Below are 17,656 nucleotides of genomic sequence, written 5' to 3'. Positions count from 1 at the left end.
GATTTACGCATCCGGGAAAATCACGGGTAACCGAATACGCTGCGACTCCTGTCACAAAGAGGCGGATATTATGGCAGGAAACCCTTTTTTGTTGTGGAAAATGTTCTTAAAACGTTAATGAAGAGTGTTTTTGGCGGGAATCTTGTGAGTGTAATCGCATTCACGTAAGAAAATAACGTAACTCATACATAAACAATATCGATTCACTTCCCGTCGTTTTAGTCTGAAATTAGCCTGCCAATGCTCAAAATTGTGAAGTTGATGCGATAATTACCTTTTCTCTTCATTCTGGATGACGACATGGATAGTGTTGAACTTTCACGTACCACTCGCTGGGGCATGATATCAATTGGCCTGTTACAGGGAATGTTGTGCTACCTGCTGATAACCTATCTGGCGCCGCATAACGACGGCTGGTTGTTTTGTGGCATGCCCGCGACGATTGCTTTCTCCTCGGCGCTTTTACTCACCGTTGTCTCGTTCAAACAACGTGCGCTGTGGTACTGGATGGCGTTGATTTTTGTGGCGGTGCTGGCGATGAGCGTCTGGCTGAAGTGGCAAGTTGAGGGTGGAGATAAGTGGCGGCAGCAGGAAACCTTTTTTCTCTACGGCTGGCGCTTGTTGTTGATGGCAATGCTGGCGTTGCCGTGGATTCAGTACTCGCTTCGCGCGTCCCGCCAGCAGACGCGCTATGCGCAATTTTATACGCAATTGTGGCTTAACGCGTTGACGCTGCTGATTGTGTTCATTTCCAACGGGTTGTTCTGGATGGTGCTCCTGCTGTGGAGCGAGATGTTTAAACTCGTCGGCATTACCTTTTTTGAAACGCTTTTTTTTGATACCGACTGGTTTGCCTACATTGTATTAGGCCTGATTACCGCGTTGGCGGTCGTACTGGCGCGTACGCAGTCGCGTCTGGTTGCGGCGGTACAAAAGCTGCTGACGTTAATCGCCACGGGTTTGCTACCTCTGATAGCGCTACTCGCGCTGATGTTTATGCTGACTTTGCCTTTCACCGGGCTGGAGGCTATTTCGCAGCGGGTTTCAGCGGCGGGGCTGATGTCAACGCTGACGTTTAGCCTGCTGCTGCTCATGGCCATGGTGCGCGAGCCACAAAAGGAAGCTCTACCTTATCCTGGCGCGTTACGCTATCTCATCAAATGTGCTCTGGCTGTCGCACCTATCTATACGCTGATTGCCGGCTGGTCACTGTGGGTGCGAATTCAGCAGTACGGTTGGACCCCTGAGCGTCTGCATGGCGTATTGGTGGTCTGCGTACTGTTGGTCTGGTCGTTTGGCTATCTGGTGAGCATTTTACGCCGGGGACGCAACCCACTTGAGATTCAGGGAAAGGTCATTCTCGGCGTTTCGTTACTGGCATTAGGGTTACTGGTTCTGCTCACGTCGCCAGTGATTGATGCCTGGCGCATTAGCGTCAACAGCCATATGGAGCGCTACTACAGCGGGAAAATCAAAGCAGATCAGGTTAGCCTGTATATGTTGAATCGCAGCGGGAAGCCGGGGCGTGCGGCGCTGGAAGCGTTACAAAAAGATGAGGCATTCAATAAGGATAGCAAGCGTAAACGTGACTTAAACGCCATTCTTCAGGAGGATCGCGATCCTATTCAGAACCTGACTACCACTCAGTTAGCGCCGAAAGTCATGATCGCACCGGGGAGCAAGAAACCCGATGATACCTTCTGGACGTTTATCAAAGGACAACGCTATCGTATTACTTCCTGCGTTGAACAGGACGCATGCGTGCTGGTCGATCAGGACCTCAATGCGGATGGTCAACCTGAGCAGGTGCTGTATGCCTTTGACGATGGCGAAACACTGGTCTTCGGCAGGAAGGAGGATAAATGGGTTCTCATCGCGTCCGCTCAGCTACCAGAAGGGTTCAATAAAGATAAATTGCTCAAGGCGGTGGTGAATCATCAACTGGATTCAGCTCCCAGAGTCTGGCGGGATATCACTATTGATGGCACCCGGTTACCGATGAATTATTACAACGAGTGAGCTTGTTGCGGATAGGTTTTTTGCCGGGTGGCGAGGCGTACGTCTTATCCGGCCTACAACCGTTTACCTGTAGGCCGGATAAGAAGATTAATGTACCTGCGGGTCTGCCGGGGAGGCGTTGCTGCGGATCTCAGCAATGTCCATGGCGTTAAACAGATAGTGGCTACCGCAGTAATCGCAGTGCATATCAATCTCGCCTTCTTCCGCCAGAATGCTGTCTACTTCTTCGTCCGGTAGCGTTTTCAGTGCGCCAGCGCAGCGTTCGCGTGAGCAGGTGCATTTGAACTCAACGTCCTGCGGATCGTAGAGGGTAACCTCTTCTTCGTGGTACAAGCGCCACAGCACTTCGTTGGCCGGCAGTGTCAACAGCTCTTCAGTTTTGATGGTTTCGGTCAGCGTAGCCAGATGGTTGAAATCATCGGTTTGTGCGTTTTGCGCCGGCATGACCTGCAACAGCATTCCGCCAGCCGCGGGTTTGCCATCGACGTCGCCAGTGCGGATAAACAGACGCGTTGGCAGCTGTTCAGAACGCATGAAGTAGTCTTCCAGGCAGGCAGCTAGCGTGTCACCTTCCAGACCGACCACGCCCTGATAGCGCTCGCCTTCTTCCGGGGTTATGGTGATCACCAGGTAGCCATTACCCACCAGCGTTTTCAGATCTGCGTCTTCAGGGATATCGCCCTGCATGCGGGCCACGCCGCGCATTTGTTGGTTGTTGTTGCCGTTAATGACGGCCAGGCTCAGCGGACCGTCGCCCTGCAGCTGTACAGTGATATCACCAGCAAACTTCAGCGTGGCGGTAAGCAGGCTGGTGGCGACCAGCAGCTCGGCCAGCACGTTTTTGACTGGCTGCGGATAAGTATGGTTTTCGAGGATCTGTTGCAGGGTTTCCGAAACGGTCACCAGCTCGCCGCGCACGGCAAAGTTTTCAAACAGATAACGATGTAATTGGTCATGTTGCGGCATAATCATCTCTCTTGCAGGTGACAGTCACTCGCTGTCGCCATGTTTAAATCGTAACAGGTCGCGGCGCTCTTTCTTGTCCGGTCGCCTGTCCGGGTGCGGCATGGTTAACGCGTTAAGTTTACGCGCCAGTGCCACTTTTTCGCGTTTTTCCACGCTTTCCGCGGTTTCTTCATACAGCGTAACGGCTTCCGTGGCCGGGCGACGCTGCTCGGTAATAGCCTTGATAATGACCGTTCGTTCGTCATTTCCCTGGCGCAGGGTGAGGGTGGCGTTCAGCTCGACAATCTTGCTCGGCTTGCTGCGTTGGCCGTTGTAATGCACCTTACCGCCTTCAACCATTTCGCGGGCTAGCGCACGCGTTTTGTAAAAGCGAGCAGCCCACAGCCATTTATCCAGCCTGACTTCAACAGGGGGCTTTTCTTTCATGGCGTCTCCTTCACATCAGTGAGGGGATCAGTCGGCGGTAGTCATTCAGTGACGGGTGGCGTGCATACTGTTTTTCCGCAATGCCAGAATCGGGATTGGTTACGCCGAGGCAGTAACGAATACCGTACAGAGCAGCGGCATCGAGAATGGGTTCGCTGTCGTCAATAAACAGCGTCTTCTCTGCACTCATTCCCGTTTCTTCAGCCACAGCGTGCCATAACCGCTGATCCTCTTTGGGATAACCAAATGTGTGGGTGGAAAGTAATAAATCAAGGTGTGAGGCCAGACCGGTGTGCTCCAGCTTCACCGCCAGGTTATGCGGATGCGCGTTGGTGAGCAAAATACGACGCTTGCCGCTGGCTTTTAAGGCATCAAGAAACGGTACGGTATCTTCACGTAAAACGGCGCGTGGTCCCTGTTCCGTTGTCATCGCGCAAATATCCAGATCCAGGCATTCGCTCCAGTAATCCAGGCAATACCAGTTCAGCGTATGCTGCACGGCGTGATACTGCTGACGAATATAGGCCTGGGCTTCCTGGGGAGAGATACCCTGCTTCGCGCCATAGGTTTCAGGCACCAGTTTTTGCCAGAAATAGTTATCGAATGCCAGGTCGAGCAACGTGCCGTCCATATCTAACAACACGGTGTCGACATCCTGCCAGGCAATATTGATCTGCATGGAAACTCCCCAGAAGAAAACATGATGCGCGACAGAGTAGCATATCCTGTCGCGCGAGCGTGTTATCGAATCAGGCTTTCCGTGTCGTCAATCAGCGTAGGATTCAGGCAGCTTTCGTAGTAGCTCTGAATTTCCGCGATGCGGGTGCGATGACGCTGGTAGCGTCTGAATGCCTGTATGCTGTTGTAGATAGCGCATCCGAGCATCGAGAACATCAGCAGCGTTGTGCCAAGGTAGCGCCATAATCCTGAACGGTCCGGGATACGGTGAAGGCCAATGTGCTGGGTTCCATTGGCGTCGGTCGAAATATTGGTGACGATCCCCTCCGCACGAAACGGCGTCTGCATCAGCATCTGCGCCAGTCGCTGGAAGGCGTTCCACTGTTCCTGTGGGGGATAGTCATATAGCGAAGTCGTCGGCCACGGTTGATCGACCAGATCGCTGCCTTCGTCGCTGATAATCAGGAAACCGCCGGGCGCAGGGCTATTCAGCGCCTGGGCCGCTCGCGCTGTCTCGCGAGAAATAAACGGTGCCGTAGAGGTATTCACCAGATTATCCAACGACTCCGCGCTTACCGGACGCAGCAGCACGTTCACGCCATCCAGTTTACCTGCGTTCGCCCGTTTCACTAGCGCCGCCCAGTCTTTACTGTTACCCAGGTTCACCAGCGCATTTTTTAATCGTACACATTCATCTTTGGCCGCGCAAAGATCGGCCGTTTTCAGGACTATCTCGCCAAAGTCGTCCAGTAACACCATGCCGGATTTTTGGATTGCAGAGCGTAACGATGCGCTAACGCGAGAGTCATCATCCGCTTTGGGATGCAGTTGTCGGTTCACGGCCTGTGTCAGCGCGATGGCTTTATTCACCAGCTCGGATTCGGGCAGCGGTAATGCGCGCGCGTCATTCCAGATAATTTGCGTGCAATCGAAAGGCGTAAACGGTGTGGAAGGCTGAGCATTCCAGCTCCCCTGGGTATGAATGTTACACATACCCGTACCGCTCAGTTGCAGCGTGTCACCCACACGAACGCCTGCGTTTTCAAGTTGTTTAACGCTGGTGGCTTCGATAGTTTGCGCCCCCTTCATCCAGGAAAGCGTAAGCTTTATCGGCATATCCAGCGGGATCCAAACAAGCAGCATCAGCAGTACCAGCAACGAGCCGCCTGCGATGACGGCATTGCGTAACCAGTGCTGTAACGGGAAGTTTTTGACTTCGTCATGCAGGGATAAAAAGCGTCCCTGGCGGACAACGTGGCGATCGAGATAAATATCGATATCTGTTTGCTGGCCGAGATCCTGCGCAATGTAAGGCTGCCAGTGACGTGGATAAATCAGATCAATAATGCCCAACGAGATATTATTAATTTGCTCCTGATCGTTTTCGCCAAACAGCCCCCAGCGACGCGGAGTCCCGCGCAGACAATGAATTTCCCGCAGGGCGGTTTTCGACGGCGGGGCGAAAAGCCCCCACAGACCCGCAGCCAGCAGCAGCACGGCGCCACCGACCGTCCACGGAACAAACGTATCCGGGATTATCAAACAGAAGAAGAACAACAGGAATGATGCGGCAATTAACAACGCTTCGCGCAGTCCAGACGGACGACTGAGCGCATATTCTTCATGAGTTTCCTGGCGAATATTCAGCAGTTCAATCTGCTCGCTTTCTTCACCACGAATGGACGCTTGGGTAGAGGCGGTGTGCTGTAGCGCATAGCCACGCGCTTCCTGCATATATTCCTGCAGCGTATGGCCGTTCAGAGAGATAACCAGCGGTATCGTATTGGTGTGGATTAGCTCAACGCTGTTTTCGTCATTGATGTATTGTTCCCAGAAGGGGGGAAGATGTACCTCAACGGAATCAAGATAGTAACGCCATTTGTTAGGATCGTCGGTGGTAATGCCGTAACGTGTAATCGCGTGCGTAAGCACGATGACGCTATTACTTTGGGCATTCAGCGTTAGCGATACTGGCGCGGAGCTGGCACCCGTTGGGCCGGGTACCTGCTGAATTTGACTAAGGCTTTCGAGATAATTTTCGACTGCACTGCGCTCTTCTGGCGTAAGTTTACGTTCTGAGGCGTCTGAGAAGACGTTGCTCAAAGGAAAATTTTTCCGCCTGGTTTTTGTTCTGAGTAGCCATCCTGCAAGCAATGAGCAGGCCAGCAAAGCAGCTAAAAAAATCAGAATGGTGCTCATGCTTTCCCCATCTTACTTAGTCTGTCAGGCGTGGTCAGTCGCACCCTGTTCAATATTCGTGATTCTGTGGTTGGCTATCGGCAAGTGTGGAGTCGAACTTGAGCATCTTTAAGTACAGCCCAGTAAATGCGAATCATAGCAAAATCACTAAAAATGGAATATCAGCAAATTCCTGGAGTTATTTCAACCTATTGACTTTTAATTTGAAATAAGGATTAACTTTTAGTACGTTACATAAATGTAAATAAACGGCAATTCACATTGCCGAAACCTTGCGGCATGTCGCACAATAACCCCAGATTTCACAGCAAAGATCCTCACAATGAGCAAATCATTACAGAAACCCACGATTTTAAAAGTGGAAACCGTCGCCCAATCCCGGCTGTTTAAAGTCGAAAGCGTGGACCTTGAGTTCAGCAATGGCGTCCGCCGCGTTTATGAACGTATGCGCCCTTCCACGCGTGAAGCGGTAATGATTGTGCCGATTGTGGACGATCACCTGATCCTCATCCGTGAATACGCGGTTGGCACCGAATCTTATGAACTGGGTTTTTCTAAGGGGTTAATTGACCCTGGCGAAAGCGTCTATGAAGCGGCAAATCGGGAACTAAAAGAAGAAGTAGGGTTTGGCGCAAAAGATCTGACGTTTTTGAAGAAACTCAGCATGGCGCCGTCCTATTTCTCCAGCAAGATGAACATTGTGGTGGCAGAGGACTTATATCCTGAATCACTGGAGGGCGATGAGCCTGAGCCATTACCGCAAGTGCGCTGGCCGCTGGCGCATTTGATGGATCTGCTGGAAGATCCTGATTTTCACGAAGCGCGTAATGTGAGTGCGCTGTTCCTCGTGCGCGAATGGCTGAAAGGGCAGGGGCGGCTTTAATTGCGATTGCCGGAACTCGGCTAACGCCTGCTCCGGCCTACAGCGAGTATGTGAATAATAAAAAAGGCGCCTAAGCGCCTTTTTTGATCAGAACAGTTCGTGCGTCTCACCATTATCGATAATGGTCGTCCCCACCTCATGCACTGCCTGCTGCGTCGGCTGAGTGCCTTCAATGAAATACTCTGCGCGGCTGTTACCACCGCTTGCCAGTTGACCGGTGCTGCGATCGATATTGACCGTCACGATGCCCGGAGGCGGCGTCAGCGGCTGCTCAGGCACACCTTCCAGCACGGATTTCATGTAGGCATCCCATGCAGGCTGCGCACTCTTCGCGCCGCCTTCGTAACCGGAGATTTGGTCTTTGATCGCCCCGGAGGCCGTTGTGTGACCAAGGTTGCGGCGATGGTCGTCAAATCCGATCCAGACCGATGTCACCACCCCCGGCCCGTAGCCGGAGAACCACGCATCTTTAGAGCTGTTGGTGGTCCCGGTTTTCCCGCCGATATCATGGCGCTGTAGATCGCGACCTGCACGCCAACCGGTTCCCATCCAGCCTGGCTCACCAAAGATATTGGTGTTCAGCGCGCTTTTAATCAGGAAGGCCAGCGGCGTGTTGATCACGTGAGGCGCATACTCCTGCGTTCCGCTTTGCGCGACCAGCGCCTGGTTAGCTTGCTCAAGCTGCGGCATTGGCACGGCGGCATTCTGCTGTTCCTGCGAGACGGCGACATCTTCTACGTTATTGTTTTCCAAAACGTTAGATTTCTGGGTGTCACCATAAATCACTGGAATATCACATTCCGGGCAGGCAATTTTTGGCTTCGCCTCGAAGATCACGCCGCCCATATCGCTTTCGATCTTGCTGATGAAATACGGATCGACCAGGAAGCCGCCGTTAGACATCACCGCGTAACCGCGCGCCACCTGTAACGGCGTGAACGAGGCAGAACCCAGCGCGAGCGACTCAGTGTGCACAATGTTCTGCGCCGGGAAGCCGAAACGTTGCAGATACTCTGCCGCGTAATCCACGCCCATTGCGCGCATGGCGCGTACCATCACCACGTTTTTCGACTGGCCCAGACCCTGACGTAAGCGGATAGGACCAGCATACTGCGGCGGTGAGTTCTTCGGCTGCCAGTCAGAACCGGCACCAGCATCCCAGCGGGAGATCGGCACGTCATTGAGCATGCTCGCCAGCGTCAGACCTTTATCCATCGCGGCGGTATACAGGAAAGGTTTGATGTTAGAACCTACCTGGCGTAACGCCTGGGTGGCACGGTTAAACTTGCTTTGGTTGAAGTCAAAACCACCAACCAGTGCCAGCACCGCGCCGTTTTGCGGATTGATGGAGACCAGTGCGGAGTTGACATCCGGCACTTGCGCCAGCCACCAGGCATTGCCAACCTGGCGTACCCAGATTTGCTGTCCGGTTTGTACCACATCGGTCACTTTACGCGGCGTTGGGCCTTGCTGGGTATCCGAGCGGTAAGGACGCGCCCAACGCATGCCATCCATCCGTAATGACACTGACGTACCATCCGCTAGCGCGGCAATGGCTTCCTGCGGATTGGCGCTGGTAACAACCGCCGGTAATAGCGGTCCATAAGTCGGCAACGCTTTCAGCGTATCGGTGATTTTTTTACTGTCCCAACTGCTTTCGCCCACTTTCCACAGCACGTTCGACGGGCCGCGGTAGCCGTGACGCATGTCGTAATCCATCACGTTGTTACGTACTGCCTGCTGAGCTGCCTGCTGTACTTTACGCGTAATGGTGGTGGTAATGCGATACCCGTCTTCATAGGCTTTCTCGCCATAACGGTTATACATCTCCTGGCGCACCATCTCAGACAGATACGGTGCAGAGAAAGCGATTTCCGGCGCGTGATAGTTGGCGTCAATCGCTTCATTACGCGCCTGATCGTACTGGGCCTGCGTGATGTAGTTTTCGCTCAACATGCGCGACAGCACGACGTTACGTCGAGCGGTTGCCCGGTCCATCGAATAGAGTGGGTTGAAGGTTGACGGCGCTTTTGGCAGACCGGCAATCACAGCAATTTCACTTAAGCTAAGCTGATCAACGGTCTTACCGAAATAGACCTGCGCGGCAGCACCCACGCCATAGGCGCGATACCCCAGGTAAATCTTGTTCAGATACAGCTCGAGGATCTCATCTTTACTCAGCAGTTGTTCAATGCGGATCGCCAGGAACACCTCTTTGATCTTACGCATCAGCGTACGTTCTGGGCTGAGGAAGAAGTTTCTCGCCAACTGTTGGGTAATGGTGCTCGCCCCTTGCGACGCGTGCCCAGAGAACAACGCGACACTGGCCGCACGGAAGATCCCCACCGGGTCTACCCCATGGTGATCATAAAAACGGCTGTCTTCTGTGGCGATAAAGGCTTTAACCATTACTGGCGGCATCTGATCCAGCGTGACCGGGATTCGACGTTTCTCGCCATATTGCGCGATCAGCTCGCCGTCAGCGCTGTAAACCTGCATCGGGATCTGTAAACGCACGTCTTTGAGCGTCGCGACGTCAGGTAATTGCGGCTCAATATAGCGATAAAGGCCATAAATCGAGCCTGCTCCCAGCAGGATGCAACATACTGCAAGGATTAATAAATACTTTACGAACTTCACTGGAGATTTCCCATTTAGTGGCATTTGGGCAGTTTATAAACAAACGCGCGGTAGTATAAAGGCAAGCCAGACGCATTGATATACCCGTTAAAGCAACGGGTGATACGGAGATCATCAGCAATGGCTTTCAATATCTGGAAAATTGGTCTGCATATTCAGCAACATGAAGCGCTGGCAGTCGCCGCTGTTCGCGACGCATCCGGTTGGTTTCTACAACGCTGGTGGCGCATACCGCTGACGCCTCAGGTTATCGTCGATGGCCACATTCGCGAGCCTGAACAGCTTGTCGCTGCGCTACTGCCGTGGAGCCGTGAGCTTCCTCGCCGACACCATATTCATCTTTCCTTTCCCGCCAACAGGACTTTACAAAAAAAGTACCCTCGTCCGGATATGACATTACGCGAGCCGGAGCAAACCGCATGGTTATCCGGTTCGATGGCGCGTGAATTGGATATGGCACCAGATGCGCTGCATTTCGATTATAGCGAAGACGCATTGAGCCCGGTGTTTAACGTCACTGCCGCGCAAAGCAAAGAGATTTCAACACTGCTGACGCTTATTCAAACGCTGAAAGTGCAGGTTACGGCGATTACCCCGGATGCCAGTGCGTTACAGCGATTTATTCCCTATTTGCCAGAACATCAACAGTGTTTGGTATGGCGTGATGACGCCCAGTGGCTGTGGGCTACCCATTCGGCATGGGGACGTAAATCAACGGGTGATATTGGCAGTATCGACGAGCTTGCCGCGACATTGTCTCTTCCCACGACAGCCATTGCGCTATGTGACCCCGACGGCTTCGATCCGTTAAGCGTGGTATCCGTGCGCCAGCCGCCCATTCCCACGCAAAGCCATCGTTTCGCCATTGCTTTGGGACTCGCTATGGGAGGCGTGTGCTAATGATAGCGACCATCAACCTCCTCCCCTGGCGCCAGACGCGACGACGCGCCTGCCTGCGTTTCTGGGGCGTTTTATTTAGCGCTTCGCTAGTGCTTAGCATTGGCGTGTTGTTGCGCTATTGCAGCGTTTTTTACATAGAAATCCGGATTGAATTGTTGCTGGCTGATGCCGAAAAGACGCGAGGCGAGGCCTTAATGGCGCTAAAGCCGCGCATGAAGCATCGCCAGCAACGATGGCTGCAGGTAAAAGAACGAAACAGGCAGCGTGAGCAGACCCGAAGCTGGCAGCTGGTTTTGCAAGGGCTAGCGGAATTACTGCCAGAGCAGGCGTGGTTTACAAAAATCACCTGGCAGCAGGAGACGCTGGAGCTGACGGGAAACACGCTGAATTTTGCGGCGCTAAAGACGCTGGAAGCGCAATTACGCCAGCCGTCGCGGTTTCAGTTGAACAGCCCAGGGGAAACGCAGCAGGATGCGCAGGGACGCTGGCAATTCCACTATCGACTAACGCGGAGCGGTGCGCATGATAACGCTCTGTGATAGCTGGTTAGCACAGTCGCCGCGCTTTCGGCTCATTTGCTGGTGTGGCTGGCTGCTGGGACTGCTTATCGCCGTCTTGCTCTGTCTTCATCCCGTCGCGCAGAAACGGGTGATGCATCAAGAGGCGCTCAACCAGCAACGTGCGGCCATTCAGACACAATGGCGAAATCTATATTTGCTGGCGACATCATCAGAAGCTCCTGAAGAGCCGCTGATTCCGTTCTCTCCGCTGCTGTTTCAGACTCTGCACACACGTCTTCTCCACTGGCAGCCCTCCGCTCAGGGTGGAGAGATGACGCTCAAGCCAGCCTGGGATGCCATCCCGCTGATGTTTGTCCAACTGGCGGAGCAGGGAATGAACGTTAGCCAATTTTCTCTCAGCCAGGAAGGAGCTGAATTGCTGCTAACGCTACAACTGGAGCGCCTGAATGACGGTTAAACGCTGGTTGTTGGCATGCGTAAGCGTACTGGTGCTCACCGGTATGCGTAATCCCTTCCTGCCGCCGGAAGACCACTGCCAAATTGCTGAACTGTCAGCATGGCGTTTTCAGGGAATGGTGAGCCAGGACACACGACCCATCGGCATCGTGCAGGATAACCAACACAAATGGCGGCGAGTGGAGCGAAATGAGGTACTGAAAAACGGTTGGAAAGTGGCACAGATAACAGCTCAGAGCATAACCCTCGACATAGGGAAAAACTGCGAGCCACCACAGTGGCAGTGGCAACGACAAGGAGCGGTAAATGAAGCGAAGGATGGCGTGGATAGTGATAATGGTAATGGTCGTGATTCCCAGCGTGCTGGCGGGGAAATCACAAAACGTGACGCTGGTGGTCGATGAAGTGCCGGTTGTGCAGGTATTGCAGGCATTAGCTGAACAAGAACAGAAAAACCTGGTGGTTTCACCGGATGTTAGCGGTGTGCTGTCACTGCATCTGACGAATGTGCCCTGGAAGCAGGCATTGCAAACGGTAGTGAAAAGCGCCGGGCTGGTATTACGCCAGGAGGGCAATATTCTGCATGTGCATTCTGTTCAATGGCAGAGTGAAAATGCGGCCCGCCAGGAAAATGAGCAGGCACGGACTCAGGCCAGTTTACCACTGGAACATCGCAGCATCATTTTGCACTATGCCGATGCATCCGAGCTGGCCAAGGCCGGAGAAAAGCTGCTTAGCGCCAAAGGCAGCATGACGGTGGATAAACGAACCAACCGTTTACTGCTGCGTGATAATCGCGTTGCGCTTAACGCACTGGAAAAGTGGGTGGCGCAAATGGATCTGCCGGTTGCACAGGTTGAGCTGGCGGCGCATATCGTCACAATTAATGAAAAAAGTTTGCGTGAGCTGGGGGTTAAGTGGTCGCTGGCTGACGCACAGCAACTCGGTACGGTGGGTAATGTTACAACGCTTGCCAGCGATCTCTCTGTCGCCACCGCTACAACCCGTGTAGGATTTAACATTGGCCGCATTAACGGTCGTTTACTCGAACTGGAACTGTCTGCGCTGGAGCAAAAACAGCAGTTGGATATCATCGCCAGTCCACGTTTACTGGCTTCTCACCTGCAACCTGCCAGTATTAAGCAGGGTAGCGAAATCCCATATCAGGTCTCCAGCGGTGAAAGCGGCGCGACATCCGTCGAGTTTAAAGAAGCTGTATTGGGGATGGAGGTAACGCCTACCGTGTTGCAGAAAGGACGAATCAGGCTGAAACTGCATATCAGCCAGAATGTTCCCGGGCAGGTGTTACAACAGGCGGATGGCGAAGTTCTGGCTATAGATAAGCAGGAAATTGAAACGCAGGTCGAGGTAAAAAGCGGCGAAACGATTGCCCTGGGCGGGATTTTTTCACACAAAAATAAATCCGCTGCCGACAGCGTGCCGCTGTTAGGCGATATTCCCTGGCTTGGCTCTCTCTTTCGCCATGATGGAAAAGAAGACGAACGGCGCGAATTAGTGGTGTTTATTACGCCCAGACTGGTTTTAACGGAATAACTTATGCATGAAAAGCCGTTGTTTTTGCACTGAACACGTTTCAGGGATTTGACGTGCGGGAGTATTTAGCATACAAGGAGTACCGATTTGAGCGTCGGTACTTTTCTTTACTTATGCGGCAATGAATACGCTTTGCCTTTCCGGTGGTGTGTCATAGGCTTATTTCGTGTCATTTGGCTGCGCGATACGTCGCCAGGTCTGATGTTTGCAGGGTAGCATGCCTGCCACGACCAGAAATGCGTAAGGTTTGGTGATTTATTCAGTTGCCAAACCCGCTTGAGTATTGAGATAATTTTCAGTCTGACTCTCGCAATATCTTATGAGGTTTCAGTTCATGTCCTGCTGCGCTGGGTGTCTGCGAAGCGGGTTTACCATTAACGAATAGTCTTAGTAGTACCGAAAAAATGGCAGAGAAACGCAATATCTTTCTGGTTGGGCCTATGGGTGCCGGAAAAAGCACTATTGGGCGCCAGTTAGCTCAACAACTCAATATGGAATTTTACGATTCTGATCAAGAGATTGAGAAACGAACCGGAGCTGATGTGGGCTGGGTCTTCGATGTAGAAGGTGAAGACGGCTTCCGTGATCGCGAAGAAAAAGTCATCAACGAGTTGACGGAAAAACAGGGTATTGTGCTGGCAACTGGCGGTGGCTCTGTAAAATCACGTGAAACACGTAACCGTCTCTCCGCGCGTGGCGTCGTGGTCTATCTTGAAACGACAATTGAAAAACAACTTGCGCGTACTCAACGTGACAAGAAACGCCCGCTGCTGCAGGTAGAATCACCGCCTCGTGAAGTTCTGGAAGCGTTGGCTGACGAACGTAATCCTTTGTATGAAGAGATTGCTGACGTGACCATTCGCACCGACGATCAGAGCGCAAAAGTCGTAGCAAACCAGATTATTCATATGTTGGAAAGCAACTAATTCTGGCTGAATACACACTCGTCTGCGGGTACAAGTAACTAAGGTGGATGTCGCGTAATGGAGAGGATCACAGTCACTCTCGGGGAACGTAGTTACCCTATCACTATCGCGGCTGGTTTGTTTAATGAGCCAGCTTCATTCTTACCGCTGAAATCGGGCGATCAGGTTATGTTGGTGACCAACGAAACCCTGGCTCCCCTTTATCTCGATAAGGTTCGCGGCGTACTTGAACAGGCGGGTGTTAACGTTGATAGCGTTATCCTCCCCGATGGCGAGCAGTATAAAAGCCTGACGGTTCTGGATACGGTTTTCACTGCGTTACTGCAAAAACCACATGGTCGTGATACCACGTTAGTCGCACTTGGCGGCGGCGTGATTGGCGATCTGACCGGTTTTGCGGCTGCCAGCTATCAGCGCGGTGTTCGTTTTATTCAAGTCCCAACAACCCTGTTGTCGCAGGTCGACTCTTCCGTTGGCGGCAAAACCGCCGTAAACCATCCCCTCGGTAAAAACATGATTGGCGCGTTTTACCAACCGGCCTCTGTGGTGGTGGATCTCGATTGTCTGAAAACGCTTCCTGCGCGTGAGCTGGCATCGGGCCTGGCGGAAGTGATCAAATACGGCATCATTCTTGACGGTAAGTTTTTCAACTGGCTGGAAGACAATCTGGATGCGTTGTTGCGCCTGGACGGTCCGGCAATGGCGTACTGTATTCGTCGTTGTTGTGAGCTGAAAGCAGAAGTTGTTGCAGCAGACGAGCGAGAAATGGGCTTACGTGCTTTACTGAATCTGGGGCATACGTTTGGCCATGCAATTGAAGCTGAAATGGGTTATGGCAATTGGTTACATGGTGAAGCAGTCGCAGCAGGTATGGTAATGGCTGCCCGTACCTCGGAACGCCTGGGTCAGTTTACCTGTGCTGATACGCAGCGCATCATAACGCTGCTGCAACGCGCGGGTTTACCGGTTAATGGGCCGCGTGAGATGTCTACCGAGGCTTATCTGCCGCACATGCTGCGAGATAAAAAAGTGTTAGCGGGAGAGATTCGTTTAGTGCTTCCGCAGGCTATAGGGAAGAGTGAAGTGCGCGGCGGAGTGTCGCACGAGGTGGTTCTTAACGCTATTGCTGATTGCCAGCTGGCGTAACAACAAGAAAGGTCTGGCTTACGTTGCGAAACGTAGGTCTTTTAGCTTCAGGTTATGTGCAAAGTCGTAAGCATTAACCTTTGAGTGGGGTGTTAAATGGATGAATTCAAACCAGAAGACGAGCTGAAACCCGATCCCAGCGATCGTCGTACTGGTCGTTCTCGTCAATCGTCTGAACGCGATAATGAGCCGCAAATCAATTTTGATGATGTTGATCTGGATGCTGACGATCGCCGTCCTGCGCGCGCACGTAAAGAGCGTGAAGAAGAGCGGGACATTGAAGAAGAGTATGAATCTGAAGACGATAACGTGGATGAAGAGCGTGTAGAACGCCGTCCGCGCAAGCGTAAGAAAGCCGCCAGTAAGCCTGCCTCACGTCAGTATATGATGATGGGGGTCGGTGTTCTGGTGCTCCTGCTGCTGATTATCGGTATCGGTTCTGCGCTGAAAGCCCCCTCATCATCTTCTTCCAATGAGCAGGCAGCATCTGGTGAGAAGAGCATCGACCTTTCTGGCAGCAATGCAACGGATCAGGCGAGTACGACTACGCCTGCAGCGGGCGCTGAGCAAACTGCGGGCAATACCCAGCAGGATGTTTCCCTGCCACCGATTTCCTCCACGCCGACTCAAGGTCAGACACCTGCGGCAACCGAAGGCCAACAGCGTGTTGAAGTGCAGGGCGATCTGAACAACGCTTTGACGCAACCGCAGGGTCAGGAGCAGGTTAATAATGTTGTAGTTAACTCTACGCTGCCGACCGAACCTGCGACCGTAGCTCCCGTTCGTAATGGTAATGCTGCGCGCCAGACTGCGAAAACGGAAACGACTGAACGTCCTGCTGCTACGCGCCAGGAACGTAAACAGGCTGTTATTGAGCCGAAGAGCAAGCCGCAAACCACGGTGAAAACAACGCCGGCAGAGCCGAAACCTGTTGTTCAGGCAAAACCAACCGCAACTGCACCGACGACCACAACTAAAGCGCCAGTGGTAACCGCTACGCCGAAAGCAACCGCGGCGACGACGCCAGCCCAGACTGCAACGCCTGCGCCAACCGCGACGGCAACAACGTCAACACCTGTTGCTGGCGGAGCGAAAAGTGCTGGAAATGTCGGCGCGTTAAAAGCTGCGCCGTCCAGCCATTACACGCTGCAGCTCAGCAGTTCTTCTAACTACGACAACCTGAACGGTTGGGCGAAGAAAGAAAACCTGAAGAACTACGTGGTGTACCAGACGACGCGTAACGGTCAACCGTGGTATGTTCTGGTGACGGGCGTTTATGCCTCTAAAGAAGATGCGAAACGTGCAGTGTCTACGTTACCCGCCGATATTCAGGCGAAAAACCCGTGGGCAAAACCGCTGCACCAGGTTCAGGCCGATTTGAAGTAAGATAGGATATGTTCTGCAATGGTTTGCTGTTTCGCCCAATTGCGGGACAAAGACTAAAGCGCAGGATGCTGTCGGAGCTTTCTCCACAGCCGGAGAAGGTGTAATTAGTTAGTCAGCATGAAAAAAAATCGCGCTTTTTTGAAATGGGCAGGGGGGAAATATCCCCTGCTTGATGATATCAAACGGCATTTACCTCAGGGTGAGTGCCTGATTGAACCCTTCGTGGGTGCCGGGTCGGTGTTTCTCAACACCGACTTTTCTCGTTATATTCTTGCCGATATCAACAGCGACCTCATCAGTCTCTATAACATCGTGAAGACGCGTACCGATGAGTATGTGCAGGCTTCACGCGAGCTGTTTATGCCTGAAACCAATCAGGCTGAGGTGTACTATCGGTTCAGAGAAGAATTTAATGCCAGCCAGGATCCGTTCCGCCGTGCAGTGCTGTTCTTGTATCTGAACCGCTTTGGTTACAACGGATTATGCCGTTACAACCTGCGCGGCGAGTTTAACGTACCGTTTGGTCGTTATAAAAAACCTTACTTCCCGGAAGCCGAGTTGTACCATTTTGCTGAAAAAGCGCAGAATGCGGAGTTCCATTGCCTCTCTTATGAAGAGTGTATGGATCGAGCAGACAGTAACTCTGTGGTCTATTGTGACCCGCCTTATGCACCACTTTCGGCGACGGCAAATTTCACCGCGTATCATACCAATAGCTTTAGCCCGAAAGAGCAGGCGCATCTGGCCCAGATGGCAGAAAAGCTGGTCAGTAAGCAGATCCCGGTGTTAATTTCGAATCATGACACGCCCGATACCCGTGAATGGTACAGCGCGGCGAAACATTTTCAGGTCAAAGTGCGGCGCAGCATTAGCAGCAATGGCGGCACGCGTAAAAAGGTGAATGAACTGCTGGCACTGTATAAACCAGGAGTTGTAACGCCTGCGAAGAAATAATT

General features: G+C 52.6%; 16 protein-coding genes. 11 read left to right on the top strand and 5 right to left on the bottom strand.

All coding sequences use genetic code 11. From position 1 onward, the window contains the following. Positions 1–300: 300 nt before the first annotated feature. Positions 301–2,019, top strand: coding sequence for a DUF4153 domain-containing protein (locus tag ACU8YC_RS16600; protein WP_446895558.1), 1,719 nt, complete (start codon positions 301–303; stop codon positions 2,017–2,019). 87 nt (positions 2,020–2,106) lie between these two features. Here ACU8YC_RS16600 and hslO read toward each other — a convergent pair whose 3' ends face one another. The 4 genes from hslO to igaA all read right to left on the bottom strand — a co-directional run bounded on the left by hslO (position 2,107) and on the right by igaA (position 6,288). Then, positions 2,107–2,985 carry an Hsp33 family molecular chaperone HslO gene (hslO, locus tag ACU8YC_RS16595; RefSeq protein ID WP_187253797.1) on the bottom strand — a complete coding sequence of 293 codons (879 nt, stop codon included), beginning with the start codon at positions 2,983–2,985 and terminating at the stop codon, positions 2,107–2,109. 24 nt (positions 2,986–3,009) lie between these two features. After that, entirely contained in the window at positions 3,010–3,411 is a 402-nt protein-coding gene (gene hslR / locus ACU8YC_RS16590) for a ribosome-associated heat shock protein Hsp15 (protein ID WP_151216857.1), read from the bottom strand. 10 nt (positions 3,412–3,421) lie between these two features. Then, positions 3,422–4,090, bottom strand: a complete 669-nt coding sequence (yrfG, locus tag ACU8YC_RS16585; RefSeq protein ID WP_151216856.1) for a GMP/IMP nucleotidase — start codon at positions 4,088–4,090, stop codon at positions 3,422–3,424. 62 nt (positions 4,091–4,152) lie between these two features. Further along, entirely contained in the window at positions 4,153–6,288 is a 2,136-nt protein-coding gene (gene igaA / locus ACU8YC_RS16580) for an intracellular growth attenuator protein IgaA (RefSeq protein ID WP_187253795.1), read from the bottom strand. 322 nt (positions 6,289–6,610) lie between these two features. On the opposite strand from igaA, the gene nudE reads away from it, so the two are divergent. Then, positions 6,611–7,171, top strand: coding sequence for an ADP compounds hydrolase NudE (gene nudE / locus ACU8YC_RS16575; RefSeq protein ID WP_016154795.1), 561 nt, complete (start codon positions 6,611–6,613; stop codon positions 7,169–7,171). An 87-nt stretch (positions 7,172–7,258) separates the two neighbouring features. Here nudE and mrcA read toward each other — a convergent pair whose 3' ends face one another. Further along, positions 7,259–9,811, bottom strand: a complete 2,553-nt coding sequence (mrcA, locus tag ACU8YC_RS16570) for a peptidoglycan glycosyltransferase/peptidoglycan DD-transpeptidase MrcA (RefSeq protein ID WP_187253794.1) — start codon at positions 9,809–9,811, stop codon at positions 7,259–7,261. A gap of 120 nt (positions 9,812–9,931) precedes the next feature. On the opposite strand from mrcA, the gene ACU8YC_RS16565 reads away from it, so the two are divergent. The 9 genes from ACU8YC_RS16565 (at position 9,932) to dam (ending at position 17,654) form a co-directional block, all read left to right on the top strand. Next, entirely contained in the window at positions 9,932–10,711 is a 780-nt protein-coding gene (locus ACU8YC_RS16565) for a DNA utilization protein HofM (RefSeq protein WP_151216854.1), read from the top strand. Then, entirely contained in the window at positions 10,711–11,250 is a 540-nt protein-coding gene (locus tag ACU8YC_RS16560) for a PilN domain-containing protein (protein ID WP_423390482.1), read from the top strand. Before ACU8YC_RS16565 ends, ACU8YC_RS16560 begins: the two co-directional genes overlap by 1 nt. Beyond that, entirely contained in the window at positions 11,234–11,689 is a 456-nt protein-coding gene (locus ACU8YC_RS16555; RefSeq protein WP_151216852.1) for a HofO family protein, read from the top strand. The genes ACU8YC_RS16560 and ACU8YC_RS16555 overlap by 17 nt, the downstream gene beginning before the upstream one ends. Next, the gene (locus ACU8YC_RS16550; protein ID WP_187253790.1) at positions 11,679–12,092 is read left to right on the top strand and encodes a HofP DNA utilization family protein; all 414 of its coding nucleotides are present in this window, start codon (positions 11,679–11,681) and stop codon (positions 12,090–12,092) included. Before ACU8YC_RS16555 ends, ACU8YC_RS16550 begins: the two co-directional genes overlap by 11 nt. Further along, positions 11,995–13,242, top strand: a complete 1,248-nt coding sequence (gene hofQ, locus ACU8YC_RS16545) for a DNA uptake porin HofQ (protein WP_151216850.1) — start codon at positions 11,995–11,997, stop codon at positions 13,240–13,242. Before ACU8YC_RS16550 ends, hofQ begins: the two co-directional genes overlap by 98 nt. Positions 13,243–13,646: 404 nt before the next feature. Beyond that, positions 13,647–14,168: a shikimate kinase AroK gene (aroK, locus tag ACU8YC_RS16540; protein ID WP_003023552.1), complete on the top strand. Its 522-nt coding sequence runs from the start codon at positions 13,647–13,649 to the stop codon at positions 14,166–14,168. A gap of 57 nt (positions 14,169–14,225) precedes the next feature. Then, positions 14,226–15,314: a 3-dehydroquinate synthase gene (gene aroB, locus ACU8YC_RS16535; protein WP_151216849.1), complete on the top strand. Its 1,089-nt coding sequence runs from the start codon at positions 14,226–14,228 to the stop codon at positions 15,312–15,314. A 96-nt stretch (positions 15,315–15,410) separates the two neighbouring features. Further along, on the top strand, positions 15,411–16,700 hold the full coding sequence (gene damX, locus ACU8YC_RS16530; protein ID WP_151216848.1) for a cell division protein DamX: 1,290 nt from the start codon (positions 15,411–15,413) through the stop codon (positions 16,698–16,700). A 117-nt stretch (positions 16,701–16,817) separates the two neighbouring features. Further along, the gene (gene dam, locus ACU8YC_RS16525; RefSeq protein ID WP_151216847.1) at positions 16,818–17,654 is read left to right on the top strand and encodes an adenine-specific DNA-methyltransferase; all 837 of its coding nucleotides are present in this window, start codon (positions 16,818–16,820) and stop codon (positions 17,652–17,654) included. Positions 17,655–17,656: the final 2 nt, after the last annotated feature.

Source organism: Citrobacter sp. VF227 (assembly GCF_052950715.1).
This window is presented reverse-complemented; position numbering and strand designations above follow the sequence as displayed.